Origin of the sequence: Gordonibacter sp. RACS_AR68 (genome assembly GCF_030418485.1) — a bacterium.
Lineage (GTDB): Bacteria > Actinomycetota > Coriobacteriia > Coriobacteriales > Eggerthellaceae > Gordonibacter > Gordonibacter urolithinfaciens.
Map to the genome: position 1 here is coordinate 212,428 of NZ_JAIPUP010000002.1, position 14,558 is coordinate 226,985.

Here is a 14,558-nt window from a genome sequence, read left to right on the forward strand (position 1 = left end):
GCCGGGCGGGCGGCAGGCCGTCCTTGGGGCGACCGGGGCGCTTATCTTGCCATCGTGCGCTTCACGGCCTCGGCCCAGCCTTCCAGCAGCTTGGCGTGGCGGGCGTCCTCCATGCCCGGCACGTAGACCGTGTCCGACGAGCGCAGGTCGCACAGGCGCGCGGTGTCCTTCCAGAAGCCGGTTCCCAAACCGGCCAGGTAGGCCGCGCCGAGCGCCGTCGTCTCCGTATTCTGGGGACGGTGCAGCGGCGTGCGCAAGAGGTCGCTTTGGAACTGCATGAGAAAATCGTTCTCCGACGCACCGCCGTCCACCTTGAGCACCTTCAGCGGCAGGCCCGCGTCCGCCTCCATGGCCACGGCCAGGTCGTGCACCTGGTAGGCCAGCGACTCCAGCGCGGCGCGCACGATATGGGCGCGGTTCGTCCCGCGCGTGAGGCCGTAGATGGCACCGCGCGCCTCGGCGTCCCAGTACGGCGCACCGAGCCCGGTGAAGGCGGGCACCACGTACACGCCCCCCGTGTCGGGCACGCTGCGCGCGATGGCGCACGTCTCGGCCACGTCGTCGATGAGGCCCAGCTCGTCGCGAAGCCACTGCAGCAGCGCGCCGGCCATGAACACGCTGCCCTCGAGCGCGTACTCGGGCCCGGGCGTGCCCGGCGCGGAGGCGGCCAGCGTCGTGACCAGGCGGTTCGTGGAACGGCACGCCTCGCACCCCGTGTGCATGAGCAGGAAGCAGCCGGTGCCGTACGTGTTCTTCGCCTGCCCCGCCTCGAAGCAGCACTGGCCGAAGAGCGCGGCCTGCTGGTCGCCCGCCACGCCGCGGATGGGCACGCCGCGCACCACGCCGGGGTTCGCCGTCACGCCGTAGTCGGCCGACGAGGGGCGCACGTCTGGCAGCAGGGACGCGGGAATGCCGAACAGGTCAAGCAGCCACGGGTCCCAGCGCATTCCGTGGATGTCGTAGAGCATGGTGCGGCTGGCGTTCGTGACGTCGGTGGCGTGCACCTGCCCGTCCGTGAGCGACCACACGAGCCAGCTGTCCACGGTGCCGAACGCCAGCTTGCCGGCCTCGGCGTCGGCGCGGGCGCCGGGCACGTTGTCGAGCAGCCACTTGATCTTGCTGGCTGAGAAGTAGGCGTCGGGCACGAGGCCCGTCGTGTCCGCGATGCGGCGGGCGACGTCCGGGTCGCCGCACAATTCCTCGATAATGGGTGCCGTGCGGCGGCACTGCCACACGATGGCATTGCCCACGGGCCGGCCCGTCTCGCGGTTCCACAAGACCGTGGTCTCGCGCTGGTTCGTGATGCCGATGCTGTCCAGGTCGGCAGGCCCCAGGCCGTGCGACACCGTGAGCTCGGCGAGGGCTCCCAGCTGGGACGACAGGATGTCCAGCGGGTCGTGCTCCACCCATCCCGGGCGGGGGTAATGCTGCGGGAACGGGTTCTGCACCGCGTCGACGACGCGCCCGTCCGCGTCGACGAGCATGGCGCGCGACGAGGTGGTTCCCTGGTCGAGCGCTACGACGTAGGCTTTTCGCATGCGTGCTCCTCTATCCACTGTGCGATGTCAGTATAGACCTGGGCGCGGCCGGGCTCGTTGAGTATCTCGTGGCGCATGCCCGAGTAGAGGACCTCGTCCACACGCTCGACCCCCGCGCCGCGCAGGAGCTCGGCGGCGGCGTGCACGCCCTTGCCGCAGCTGCCCACCGGGTCCTCGGCGCCGCCCACGAACAGCACGGGCAGGCCGCGGGGCACCTTCGCCGCGCAGGCACGCGTGACCACCTCGCCCGTGAGGTCGGTGAGCGTGGCGTAGCCGCCCGCGGAGAACATGGCGCCGCACATCTCGTCGGCAATGTAGGCGTCCACGACGGCCGGGTCGGTGGACAGCCAGTCGAACGGCGTGCGGGCGTTCTCGATCTGCTTGGCGAAGGCGCCGGCACCCAAACCGTCGAGGAAGGCGCTCCGGTAGTCCTCCCCCTTCGACGCCGCTATGCGGCGCGCGACGAAGTTGCCCGCCTTCGACAGCACGAGCGGCTGGGTGCCCGTGCCGCAGATGACGGCCGCGGCCAGGCCCTCGGCGTGGCGGGCCAGGTAGGCGCGCACGACGAAGCTGCCCATGGAATGGCCGAACAGGATGTAGGGCGTCTGGCGGGAGTAGCGGGCCGCCACCGTGCGGCGCAGCTCGTGGACGTCCTCGACGAGCACGTCCTTGCCGCCGTGCGCGGGCAGGCACCCCAGCTTGGCGGGGTCGGGTACGCTCTTGCCGTGGCCCACGTGGTCGCTCGCGCACACCACGAAGCCGCGGCCCACGAGGAAGCGGGCGAACTCGTCGTAGCGCCCCAGGTGCTCGGACATGCCGTGCACGATCTGCACGACGCCGCGCGGCGCAGGCGCACGGGTGCCCGCCGGGCGCTCGGGCGCCCAGATGAGGCCCCTGATCTGGGATGTGCCGTCGTGGGACAGGAAACCGATCGGAGCAGTGGAAACCGTAGCAGCCATGCGCGCCCTCCCCGGGAGTTGTTTGGAGGCTTCATTATACCCGAGAAGCCGCGGGCGGCGGGCGGATGGGCGGATGGGCGCGATGGCTGGGTGCCGGCGAGCCGGGCAGCCGGCCGTCGGCGGGCTGGACGGGCGGATGTCGGCGGACTGGCGGCCAGATGCTGGCGGGCCGGGCGGGCGGCCCCCTGTCCGGCTGGTCGAGCTCCCAGCACAGTAATCACCGATTTTGTACGCCCTGCATCCACCTCGACAGGGCTTGCGCTTCTTCGAAGCCACGCGACCAGGCGAAACGGGAGCCGTTCGCACCGGGAGGCAGGGGAAGCGAAGCTTTCCCGCGCAAAAACGTCGAAATTCGGTGATTACTGTGCAGAATGGGGAGCAGCGCCCTAGGCGAGGGCGAGGATATCTGCGAGGGTCACGGCGCCCTCGCGCACGATTGCAGGGGGGTCCTGCGTGCAGTCGAGCACGGTAGAGGCCACGCCGCTCGAGGCGCCGTCGGCCTCGTCGGGCACGATCGTGCCGACGCGTGCGGCAAGCTCGGGGTCGAGGGCATCGAGGGCGCCGGCGGCCGCACGGCCCGAGAGGTTCGCCGACGTGGTGGCCAGAGGGCATCCGGCGGCGCGGACGAGCGCGAGCGCCGTGGCGTTGTCGGGCATGCGCAGGCCGATGGTGCCCGCGTCCGAGCGGAACGCCTCGGGCACCTCGTCGGAAGCGTGTACGACGAGGGTGAGCGGACCGGGCCAGTACGCGTCCGCCAGCTTGCGCGCGATCGCGGGAACGCGCGCGCCGTAGCGGTCGAGGTCGTCCGCGCCTCCCACCAGCCAGGAGATGGGCTTGCCGCGATCGCGCTCCTTCAGGTCGTAGAGCACGTCGGGGCCTGTCGCGGCGCGCACGGAGACCCCCAGGCCGTACACCGTCTCGGTCGGGAAGATGACCGCCTCGCCCTGCCTGAGGGCGCGGGCCGCCTGGTCGATCGTACTGGTTCGCATGGGGTTCTCGCCTTCTGCCGCCCTCCCTGCACCATGCGGGGAGCCGCCATTGTAGCACGTCGCCTCGTGCGCACCGCAATACGCATCGCCGAGCGCCGCGCAGCCGGCCGGCTGACGGGAACTCACTGCGCGCCGCCGTCGGGCACCAGCGCGTACTTCTTCTTGATGCGCTCGAGCTTCTTCTTCCAAGGCAGGTACAGGGCGGCGAGGAACGCCACCGTTGCCGCGCCGTGCATGAGGTCGAACGGCAGCGCAGCGCCGAAGGACACGAGGACGGCGGGTAGCGTGAGCGGGTGGACGAAGCCGATGGCGTTCCAGCCGTTCAGCAGCAGGCCGTACAAAAGCGCCGACGAGAAGCCGAACGCGAGCAGCGCCGGCGTGCGGTCGAGCCAGCCGCGGTCGGCCAGCACGCCGGCCAGGTAGCCGACTAGCCCCCAGGCGTACATCTGCCAGGGCGTCCACGGCCCCTGCCCGAAGAAGAAGTTCGACACGAGCGCGGCGAGCGCGCCCACCATGAAGCCGCTGCTCCGCCCGAACACCGCGCCCGCCAGGATGCAGATGGCCGACACCGGCTTGAAGTCGGGGATGGGCGCGAACAGCATGCGGCCGGCCGCCGCGAGGGCGGCGAGCACCACCGTGGGCATGACCTGCCGCAAGGAGGGACGCGAGGTCTCGAAGGCGGCGAAGAACACCCCCACTGCCGTAAGCGCCGTGGCCACGGTGAGCAGCGCGCTCTGGTCGAGGTTGAGATAGGCGCACGCGGCCAGCACGAGCGGCACTGCCAAGAGCGCGGGCACCTCCAACGCGCGCAGCACCTTGGCGCTCATCGGGCCGTCCCGTCATTGGGATCGAGCGTGTGAGCCCCCGACGCGCCCGCCCCCGCAGCGGGCAGAGGTTCGCCCTCCAAGGAGGTGCGCAGGCCTCCGCCCGAAGAGACAAGGGGGCCGGGGCGGGAAGGAGCGCTGCTCCCGCCGTCCGGGCCGTCGTCGGCCCGCGGCTCCCCCGCCCCGGCGCGCCAGGTGCGGAAGAACGCATCAGGTACCGGGCGGTAGAACAGGTTGCCCGCGAAGAACTCCTCGGCAGGTTCCGTGCAGGCGGCCTCGCCGTCGAACAGCATGGTGGCGCGGTCGGCCACGCGGGCGGCGAACGCCAGGTCGTGGGTCACGAGCACGACGGTGGCCCCGGAGCGGGCGCAGGAACGCACCGCATCGGCCAGCACGCGTTTCGTGGGCGTGTCGAGGCCCTTGGTGGGCTCGTCGAGCAGCAGCAGGTCGGGGTCGGTGAGCAGGATCTTCGCGAAGGCGAGCAGCTGCTGCTGGCCGCCCGACAGGTCGTAGGGATGCCGCGCGGCATGCGCCGCGAGCGAGAAGCGCCCGAGCGCCGCATCCACCGCATCGTCTCCGTAGCCGCAGCCGCGCTGCCACTCGCGCAGCTCCTCGGCCACCGTATCGCACACGAACAGCGCCTTCGGGTTCTGCGGCAGCAGCGCTTGGCGGGCGGCCAGGCGGTTGGCCACGCGCCCGCGCTCGGGGCGGAGAACGCCGGCCGCAAGGCGCAGCAACGTTGACTTGCCGCAGCCGTTGCCTCCCACGACGGCGTGGACATCGCCCATACGCACGTCCAGGTCCAGGCCGCGCACCACCCAACCGGCCTCGCGGGAGTAGCGGAAGTGCGCGTCGCGGAAGGAGAGGACGGGAGGCGCCTCGCGAGTTGCGGCGGGAGACACCTCGCGGATCGGGCGGGCGGAGGACACCTCGCGGATCGGGCGGGGCGCCGCCTCCACGTCGAGAAGAGGATTCTCGGACCCACCTGACGCGCCCTCGACGCGTGGGGAGGGGATCGCGGATGCAGGGCCGAAGGCGGACGCGGGGCCGGGTGCGGGTGCATCTGCCGTCGCGCAGGGAACGGCAACCGGGCGCACCTGGCCGTTCGCCAGCTCCACGAGGTCGGTGGCGTAGGGGGCGGTGGCCTCGGGGGCGTGGGTTGCCATGACGACGGTGATGCCCAGCTCGCGGTTCACGCGGAAGAGCGCATGCAGGAAGTTCTTCTCGGCCACCGGGTCGAGCTGCGCCGTGGGCTCGTCGAGCACGAGCAGCCGCGGTTGGCACGCCAGCACGGCCGCCAGGTTCACCATCTGCTGCTGGCCGCCCGACAGGTCGGCCACGGACGCGCGGAACCACGGCTCGATGCCGAAGAAGTGCGCGACCTCGGCGACGCGCCGGCGCATGGCGTTCTGGTCGAGGCCGATGTTCTCCAGCGCGAACGCCAGCTCGTGCCACACCGTGTCGCACACAAGCTGGTTCTCCGGGTTCTGGGCGACGTAGCCCACCTGCGCGGCGCCGTCGGCGGCGTCGAACGCGGCCGGCTCGCGGCCCAGCACCTCCAAGCGGCCCTCCTGGGCGCCCGTCGGCGCGAGCGCGGGCTTGAGGCAGCGCAGAAGCGTGGTCTTGCCGCAGCCGGTGGCACCCACGAGCAACGTGAACGACCCCTCCGCAACCCGCCAGTCGAGCGGGCCGAACGTGCGCGCCGGCGCATCGGGGTAGGTGAACGCGAAGCCCTGCGCCCTCACCGCGTCCATCGCGCACGCTCCCTCGCCTCGAGCGCGAGCGGCGCGAACGCCAGCACGGCAAAGGGAACGTAGCCCCACCACACCGTGAGCGCGCTCAATGTGGGGTAGAAGTGGAACTGCGTGCAGGCGACGTACGCGAGCACGGCGTTCAGCGCTGCGAGCGCCGCCAGCACGCCAAGCGCCGCGCCGTCGCGGGCGCGGAAGCGGCAGCGACGGTAGGTCGTGCGGCGCGCGCGGGCGCCCCACCCGCGGGCGCGCATGGCGTCGGCCGTTTCGAGCGAGTCTTCCATTCCCCATCCCATCAGCACGGACGTCATGCGCAGCTGCGAGCGCGCACCCTCGAGCAGCCCCGTGGCGCGTGCGGACGTGCACGCCCGCTGCACATCGCCCACCGTGGCGCCCCGGCGCATGAACTGGGGCACGAGGCGCATCGCCATGGACAGCATGAGGCCGATCGTGGGGGCCGCGTTGCCGAACAGCGCCATTACTTTGTCCGACGAGAGCACGCGCGAGGCGTTCGAGAACCACAGCAGCACGCACACCAACATGGCGCCCATGCAGGCGCCGAACACCAGGCTCTCCAGGTAGAACGCCCGCAGGCCGATGCGAAAGAGCTCCGTGGAGCCCATGGCCGAGAACAGCGGGTTCGCCACCGCCATCACCAGGATGAGCGGCATCTGCCACAGCGCCGTGCGCAGCGTGGCGCGCACGCCCCGCAAAATGATGCTGTACGAGAGCGCCGCCGCGAGCGAGAGGGCGAGGTAGACCGGCTGCATCGCCGCCATGCCGAACGCGAGCACGCAGGCGAAGTAGCTAAACGCCACCGCCGGATGATACCGGTCGAACGCCGTGGGCTTCGCGCCCCCGCTGCCGAGCATCGCCGCACCCCCCTTCCTATCGAGCGTAGAACCAGCGCACGACGTCGCCGTCCTGCAAAACGACGCTGTCGCAGGACCTCATGATAACCTCGCCGTTGACAGAATACTTCCACCCGCTCTCGCCGGGGTACTCCTTCTCCGCCAAACCTCCGATGGCGTTGACGTAGATACCGAGCGGCGTGCTGGACGCATTGACGGAAAGGCCGCATGCCATGAGCGCATCGTAGACGGTGGCGCCCTGCTCGAACGTGGGGTTGGCGCCGCCCGACACGCGCCCGTCGGCGGCCGACGAGTCCACGGTCACGCTCACGGTGACGGTGGCCGGCCGCACAGATGCGCTCGACGAGGCGGATGCGGAGCCGTTAGACGTCGCCCCGCCGCCCGACGCGCCGCCGTCGGACACGTCGGCTCCTGCCTCGGCTGCGGGCGCCGACGCATCCGCACCTGCGGGGTCTCCGGCTACTGCCCCGCCCGCACCGCCTTGCTCCTCCGCCTGCTGTTGCTCGTCCTCGGCGGCGGGTTCGTCCGCCTGGCCCACAGGCCCCGCCTCCTGCGTGGTAGCAAGCAGGTCGCCAGCCTGGGACCCCTCGACCGCCGGAGCGGCGACGAAGTACGCCGACACGGCGATGAGAGCGACAGAGAGCGCCGCGGCGATGCCGACGCCCACCTTCTGCGCTGCGCTCAGCGGAGCGCGTTTCGCCCGCGGGGCATCGGCGGCTCGCTCGACAGCGCCATCGAGACAGGGGCGCGCAGCCTCATCCTCGCGCGGAGCAGCCGTCCCTTCCACCTCGTCACCATGGGCGAGGGGCTTCTCGTCCTGCACCTCAAGGGGCGCAGCCGCCTCGCCCGCTGTGCGCGGGGCTCGCGGGGCAATGCGGTCGTCCGGCTTCTTGTTTTCGGCCATGGCTAGCTCCTTCCCTTCCCATGCGGCGCGGAAGCGCTCACCCGCCGGCGTCCCAGCACGGCGTACGCGACGGCGCCCGCCAAGCCGGCGGCGCCCACGGCGATGCCCCCGACGGCCCACGGGTTCACGCCGCCGGGCACGCCGGGCGTCGAGGGTCCGTCGTCGGCAGCGAAGCCTCCCGCAGCCGACGAGGCCCCGGCGCGCGTCGACGCCTTCGCCGCTCCCGCGTCCGCCTTCTCCTCCGCCTTGGCGGCGGCCTCCTGCACAAGCGGGGCATGCGCGGCCGCCGGCGCACCGCCGAGCGGCGTGCGTTGGCCGGGTGCCCCGCCCGACGAGGTCTCGCCATCCGTCGAACCTTCCTGCTGGCCCGATTGCTTCTCCCACTTGGCATACAGCGTGAGAGCCGACCCGACCGGCGTCGCGAAGTCCCACGCCGCCGTGCACGCCTCGTCTGAGAACCAGCCCGCGAACGTGTAACCGCTGCGCACCGGATCGGACGGGCGCAGCACCGGCTTGCCCAGCGCCACGAAGACCGACGGCACGAACGAGCCGCCCTTCGCGTCGAACGTCACCCGCACGCCGTCCAGCCCCTTCAGGGCGAACAACCGGCCCGCGTCGTTCGTATAGTACAGGTTGCCGGCGCCGTCGGCCATGACGGAAGCGAAGCAGTAGTTCTGCTCGCCGGCGGCAGGCGTGAACAGCGTGTAGGCCGCCTCGTCGCCCAGCCGGTAGCCGTATACCCCGCCGGGCAGCCCGTTGCAGGTGAAGTACGCGTACGTGCCGTCGCCCTGCACCGACACGAGCGGGGACGACTGCGCCTCGTCCTTCCCGCCGCGCACCGTGCGCTCCACGGAAAGCGACGCCAGGTCGATGACCGAGAGCGTGCCGTACCCCTGGTCGTCGGCACCGCATACGAACGCCTTGCCACCCGACACGGCCGGCGTGGAGGTGGACTTGCCGGCGAACCTCACGGAACCCGCCTCGGCCAGCTGGTCGCCCTCGCGGGCGACGAGGTGCAGCACGCCGTCGCTCGACACCACGGCGAACCGGTCGCCCGCGCCGGCCCGCGCCGTCTCGGGAAGGGCGACGACGCCCGCGCGGATCGGGGCGCCCACGTCGACCGTCGCCTTCACCGCGCCCGTCTCGCCGTCCACCAGCTGCACGAGCCCCGCGTCGTTGCCCACGACGAGGTCGGCCCCCGACACGGCGGCGCCGGCCCAGTAGTAGCCGGCCGCGCCGCCCTGCTCGGCCGGCTCGTCCCGCTGCAGCCACCTCACCGATCCGTCGCGCACGTCCACGCACAGGCGCACGCCGCCCGTGCCCACGCTGCCGGCGCCGACCGTCGTGAAGGCGGCGAACACGTACGATCCATTCACCGTCAGCGAGGAGAGCGACTGGTAGCCCTGCGCGCCGTCCGCCTCGAGCGGCTTCGTCTTCCACACGCACACCAGCTCGTCGGCCGTGAAGGCGGCGAGGCTCCCGTCATCGGACGGAACGACGACCACGCCCCCCGTGTAGACCGGACGGTTGCAGTAGGCGCTCCTCCCCCCGACGTTCGCGCGCAGCTCCCTCCCGTCGCGGTTCTTCTTGACCGTCCCGGTGGACGCGTCGATCACCCGCAGCTCCCCGTTCACCACGAGGTACACGTCGCCGTTCACGATAAGCGGCTCCGACACGCCCACGTCGCCGCTCGCACCCTCGCGGAAATCGTAGGACCACGCCTGCTCCGCCGATTGCGTGGGCGTGGGCGCTTCCACCGCGCCATCCCCGCCGAAGCCGGGCCAGGCGGCATCGTAGCTCGGGCGCGGGGCATCGGGGTCGGTGACGACGGCGTCCAGGTCGGGAAGGCTCGCGCCGTATTCGGAATAGAACCACGATACCTCGTCGCCCGGTTGCAGCACGATCGAGCCGGCGCCATAGTCCGTGGGCTTGCCGTTCACGAAGAGCTGCCAGTAACGGTACGGGGGCACGGATTCCATCGCCAGCGTGAGCGATGGATCGAAAGGCGAGGTGACGGAGTCGAGGAACCAGCCGTGCGTACCGTTGGGATCGTAGTCCGCCTCGATGCGCTGTGCTGCGAACACCTGCTCCGTGAGATCGGCCGCTGTGGCGCCTTCCACCATCGTATAGGTTGCGGGGGCGGCCCACCGCTGCGCGTTGCCGTTCGCGTCGAGGCCGACGATCTCGCAGGAGGCCGCCACCTGGCCAGGCAGCGTGCCGTCGGAGCCATAGCACCAGACAACCTCGTCTCCCGCCTCGAGCACGTGGCCTCCGGCGCCTACCTTCGCCAGCTCCCCGTTCACGAACAGCTGCCAGTACGACCACACGCCCGGGGACGTCTCGACGCTTCCCAATTGCTCGCCGGTGTACGGCGAGGCGATGGAATCGAGGAACCAGCCGTATTGGCCCACACCCGTCTGGGCGGACAGACCCGCCTGCTCGAACAGCGCCTCGGAGAGGTCGGCGGCCGTCGCGCCCTCGTCCAGGGCGAACGATGTCGCGGAGGCCCACGTCTGCGGGGCCCCGTCGGCGTCCGCGCCGATGACCTCGCACGTCACCGACAGCTTGTCGGTGGGAGCCGGGTCATCCCAGGCGCCGTAGCGCCAGATGACGCGGTCGCCCGGCTGGAGCACGCACTTGTCCGCTCCCTCGCCGAGGTCCTGGCCGTTCACGTAGAACATCCAGCCCAAGCCCTGGAACGTGCCCCACTTGAGCGTCAGCCCGGCGTCGAAAGGCGAGGTGATGGAGTTGAGCGACCATCCCCATGCGCCGATGCCGAAGTCAGCCGTCATCCCGGTTCTCGCGAACAGCGCCTCGGCCAGATCGGCCACCGTGGCTCCCGCGTCGAGCGTGTACGGCTCGGCCGCCGCCCAGGTCTGCGCCGCGCCGTCCTTGTCCATGCCGATCACCGAGCACGTGGCCGTGACGTAGGGGTCCTCCTGCCCGCTCGTGCCCTCGACCGTGAACTCGGCGGCCACGGTGCGTCCGGCCAGCTTCTGGAAGACGGGGTCGTCCGGATAGCGCTCCGCATAGCGCGCGTACTTCTCGCTGGCCAGGCGCGACTCGACGGTGACTTTCGCGCTGTATGCGGGCTGGGTCACCAGCAGGTTCTCATGGGACACGACAGAGGGGTTGCTCGACTTGAACAGGCGCCAGCCGGCCGAGCCCAGGGGATCGTAGCCCTCGAGGTCCACCGGCACGATGCCGCTGCCCGCAGCGTCGGCCGCCTCATGGTCGTACGCCCAGGCCAGATTGCCGTCCGCGTCGAGGTACGCCTTCTGGAACGCGTGCAGGTCGCCCGTGACCGCGCCGGCGTCCTGGCCTTTCGCAAGCGCGGCGGCATAGCCGACCACGGCCTGCTCCATGAGCGCGGCCTCGCGGTCGAGGTCGGCCTGATCCATGGGGGAAACCGTGAACGAGAGCGTCTTGGAGGCGCTGATCTCGGCGTTCGCCTTGTCGGTCACGGTAAGCGTGATATCCACCTGCGCCGGAGCCTCGCCGGGCAGCGGGCGGTACACCTTGCCGGCCCACCCGTTCGGCACCACCGCGTCGGTCGAGGCCGTGTACTTCACCTCGTAGTACTTGCCGTCTACGCCGATCGTAGCCGGCTTCGGCAGGCTCACGTCGCCCGTCAGCGCGCTCGCGCCGACAGGCTCCCCCGTCTCGGCCAGCGTGATGCTGTCGCAGGTGAAGTTCTCCCCCACCTTCTGCTCGAGCGCCGCCCTCTCCGCCGCCACCTTGTCCGGGTCGCCCTTCACGGTGACTTCGAACGTCTTCTCGATAGTCGTCTCCGGGCCGCCGGACGTTACGATACCAACGGCGGCTGTCAGCTGCACTGTGCGGTCGGCAGCGCTGCGCACTACCGTGCCCGTGTAGTTTGACCAGCTGTATCCGCTGACTTTCACCACCGAGGGGTCGGACGACGTCCACGACACCTCGGACCACGGTTTCCCCTCCAGCTTGTTCGGCAGCGTCAGATTCTGCGTGACGGCGTCGGCCTCATCATCCAAGGCGAAGCCCACCACAAGGGATGCAGCCTTCTCCCCCAGCATGCGCTCGACCCGGCCCTCGTCCCATGCGAGCGCCGTGGGCTTGCTCGGCGCGTAGGTATTGGACGCATCGCCGCAGGCGAGCGAGAACTCCAGGTCGAGGCGGCGGATGACGCTGTAGTCGAGTGCGCCCTTCTCGTCGGGGGAGACATAGAAGTACGTGATGTCGCCGTTGGAGGAGCCGCTCGACGTATCGATACCGCCGGTCTGCTTGGGGTCAGGACTCTCGAACGTGGCCGAGGAAACCTGCGAGGTTACATCGGAGAATCCAAGCTTTGCGAGCTCCGCCTCCATCACGACGTTGAGGTTGGTATCGCTTCCGTACACGGGGTTGGGACACCAGCCGCTGAAGCCGTCGTTTTTCAGCGCCTCGACGGCCGCGGCGAGGCGCGCCTCGTTTTCCGGCGATCCTGCCGCAACAACGGGCCCGACTGCAGCCTCAACCGCATTCGAGGAGGTGGCAACCACCTTCAGGTAGCTGCCCGCATCCTCTGCCGTCACTTCGTAAACTGCACCCGTCGCGTCCTCGATGAGGGTGAACTCGCCGTCTTCGGCCGCGCTGCGCAGCCACTGGTATGTCACCCCAGCCGTGACCGGTTCGGGGTCTTGCCAACTGTACTGCGGCTCGCCGTAGGCCGTGGCAACGAGCGTCTGGCCCGTCTTCGCCTTACCGGCCACCCCAACCGATGCCAGCTTCGTCTTGCCGTCCGTCACCTGGGATGTCGAGGCCTTCGACCAGAACTCGCTTCCTCCCGGCAGCGTCACTTTAACTGCGAGGCAAGAGCCCTGGTCGGGTTCACTTGCCTGGTAGGTTTGGAACGTCGCTCCGTCGATGAGGACGTAGTCGCGATAGCTAGAAGTGCCGGAGGCATAGGTTACCTTCTTCGCACCTCGATACCACTGGAACGTCGCACCGGTGTAGTCGTCTATCTCCACCTCTTCGGTATCCCAGCCCCAGTCGTCCTCTTCTTCGATGAACGCCCAAGCATAGAGCGATTGTCCCACGCCGATCTTGCTCGGCAGGTCAGCTGTCGCCGATGCCTTGATACGCACACCATCGAGGGAAGCCGGGGCTGCGAGCAGGGACGGCGACGCCCCGGGAACGGAAGTGACCTCCGCGCCAATCGGGGTGCCGGCAGACTCCTCGTCGAGCTGCTGCCGGCCAGCCTCCTCCTCAAGTGCCTGCTCGGTAGAGGCGCCCGGTTCGGCACCCTCGCTGGGGGCGCCCGGTTCGGCGTCCTCATCGGGAGTGGTCGCATCTGGCAGGGCGATATTCGCCGGCTCCTCCGTTGGAACGGCGGCCGGCTCCTCTTCGAGCGCTTCGTCCTGCCCGGCGACTCCGGCAGGTGCGGAGGGCTCGGAGGCCGCGTCCGCCGCCCAGGCGGCGCTCGGCACGAGCGAGAACGCCAGCACCATAGCCATGAGCAGGGAAAGTAGTTTCTTGGGTAGTTCCGCACCGTCCGAACCGGAGCGCGCAGATTGAGAACCGATGGTCATCGGAACCTCACTTTCCAGGGCTTCGAGGTGTGATGGACAGGTAGTCCGACTTTGCCTCATCTGAGACGGGCGATGCTGCGGGGCATCGCGGGTTCCGCTCATCGGCGTTTACGGTTACTGGTATAGCGCGGGATTCTCACCCGCATTCCCCTCGGGCAGCCTCGTCGGCGGCCCGGCGCCGCGCCCGGCGCGCTCCATCCTAGCCAATTTCTATTGCTGACGCATTCTAGCACCAAACCGACGCCGCGGGGACGGCGCGGAAAGACTCGCGGACAAATAAGGTCTGGCGGGTTACGCCCCGGGCAGCGAGCGCAGCGGCGCAGACGTCCCCTCACGGACGGCGGCTTCCCGCGCGCCGGCTACTCGACCTGGGCGGCGTCCCCCGGCGTCGGAGTACCGCCTTCCTTCCCTGCACGCGGGCGCGGCTCGGGAAGGTCGGGCGACAGGAGGCGCTTGTAGTACGAGCCCTTCGTGTAGAGCGCGGCTGCGGGGTTGTGGGCGAGCACGCGGTCCTTCACCACCAGGTAGGTCACGGGAGCTTCCGCATGCTTCATGAACAGCGTGTCGTGGCCCACGCACAGGCCCACGATCACGTTCAGGTCGCAGCCGGCTTCGTTCAAGATGCGCGCCTGCATGATAGGGTTGCACGTGGGTTCGAAGCAGCCGGGATGCACCTTCACGTCGTCGGCGATGCCCGCACGCTCCTTCGCCACGGCACCTACCTTGCAGGCCACGGCGCACACGTCTTCGAATCCCTTGGCGCGCAGGATGCGGGCGAACGCCTGGGCCTCGTCGATGAGCCCCATGCACGTGGCGATGCCGATCTTGCGCGCGCCTATGCGCCGGGCGAACACCATGACCTCCTCCACGCGCGTGAGCTGGCTGTAGAAGAGGCCCTCCACCTCGGCGGCGGCTTGGAAGATGCGCGCCGTCTCGGGGTCGTCCCGATAGAGGGCGGCCGCGTCTTCGAACTCCTCGTCGGGCGTGCGCTGCGTCAGGCAGAACGAGGGATAGGCCCGCGCGGCCCCCTCGGCGCTACGGTCGTCGCAAGCCCGCACGGCGCAGTTGGCGCAGCTGCGCGGATCGTCGTTTTCCATATGCTCCCTTTCCAAGCCTTCCAGCCCTGCGTTTGCGGCGCACCGGGGTGCGGCGCGCGTTGCCGAACGCAACGGGTC

Annotated in this window: 9 protein-coding genes; all 9 read right to left on the reverse strand. The window is 70.2% G+C overall.

The window, feature by feature from the left end; genetic code table 11:
* Positions 1-41: 41 nt before the first annotated feature.
* Positions 42-1,538 carry a glycerol kinase GlpK gene (gene glpK / locus K9U15_RS05670; RefSeq protein WP_301155747.1) on the reverse strand — a complete coding sequence of 499 codons (1,497 nt, stop codon included), beginning with the start codon at positions 1,536-1,538 and terminating at the stop codon, positions 42-44.
* The gene (locus tag K9U15_RS05675) at positions 1,517-2,497 is read right to left on the reverse strand and encodes an alpha/beta fold hydrolase (protein ID WP_123674404.1); all 981 of its coding nucleotides are present in this window, start codon (positions 2,495-2,497) and stop codon (positions 1,517-1,519) included. Before K9U15_RS05675 ends, glpK begins: the two co-directional genes overlap by 22 nt.
* A 386-nt stretch (positions 2,498-2,883) precedes the next feature.
* Complete coding sequence (locus K9U15_RS05680; protein WP_123674403.1) at positions 2,884-3,486, reverse strand: L-threonylcarbamoyladenylate synthase; 603 nt, start codon at positions 3,484-3,486, stop codon at positions 2,884-2,886.
* Positions 3,487-3,608: 122 nt separating this feature from the next.
* Positions 3,609-4,313 (reverse strand): ECF transporter S component, encoded by a 705-nt coding sequence (locus K9U15_RS05685; RefSeq protein WP_123674402.1) that lies wholly within the window; start codon positions 4,311-4,313, stop codon positions 3,609-3,611.
* A complete protein-coding gene (locus tag K9U15_RS05690; RefSeq protein ID WP_123674401.1) occupies positions 4,310-6,064 on the reverse strand; it encodes an ABC transporter ATP-binding protein in 1,755 nt (584 codons plus the stop codon). The genes K9U15_RS05685 and K9U15_RS05690 overlap by 4 nt, the downstream gene beginning before the upstream one ends.
* The gene (locus K9U15_RS05695; RefSeq protein WP_123674400.1) at positions 6,052-6,933 is read right to left on the reverse strand and encodes an energy-coupling factor transporter transmembrane component T; all 882 of its coding nucleotides are present in this window, start codon (positions 6,931-6,933) and stop codon (positions 6,052-6,054) included. Before K9U15_RS05695 ends, K9U15_RS05690 begins: the two co-directional genes overlap by 13 nt.
* Positions 6,934-6,949: 16 nt before the next feature.
* A complete protein-coding gene (locus K9U15_RS05700; RefSeq protein WP_123674399.1) occupies positions 6,950-7,837 on the reverse strand; it encodes a DUF4430 domain-containing protein in 888 nt (295 codons plus the stop codon).
* Positions 7,838-7,839: 2 nt separating this feature from the next.
* Positions 7,840-13,383 (reverse strand): DUF4430 domain-containing protein, encoded by a 5,544-nt coding sequence (locus K9U15_RS05705; protein ID WP_301155748.1) that lies wholly within the window; start codon positions 13,381-13,383, stop codon positions 7,840-7,842.
* A 359-nt stretch (positions 13,384-13,742) separates the two neighbouring features.
* Positions 13,743-14,480, reverse strand: a complete 738-nt coding sequence (locus K9U15_RS05710) for a DUF1847 domain-containing protein (protein WP_096228077.1) — start codon at positions 14,478-14,480, stop codon at positions 13,743-13,745.
* Between the last annotated feature and the right edge of the window lie 78 nt (positions 14,481-14,558).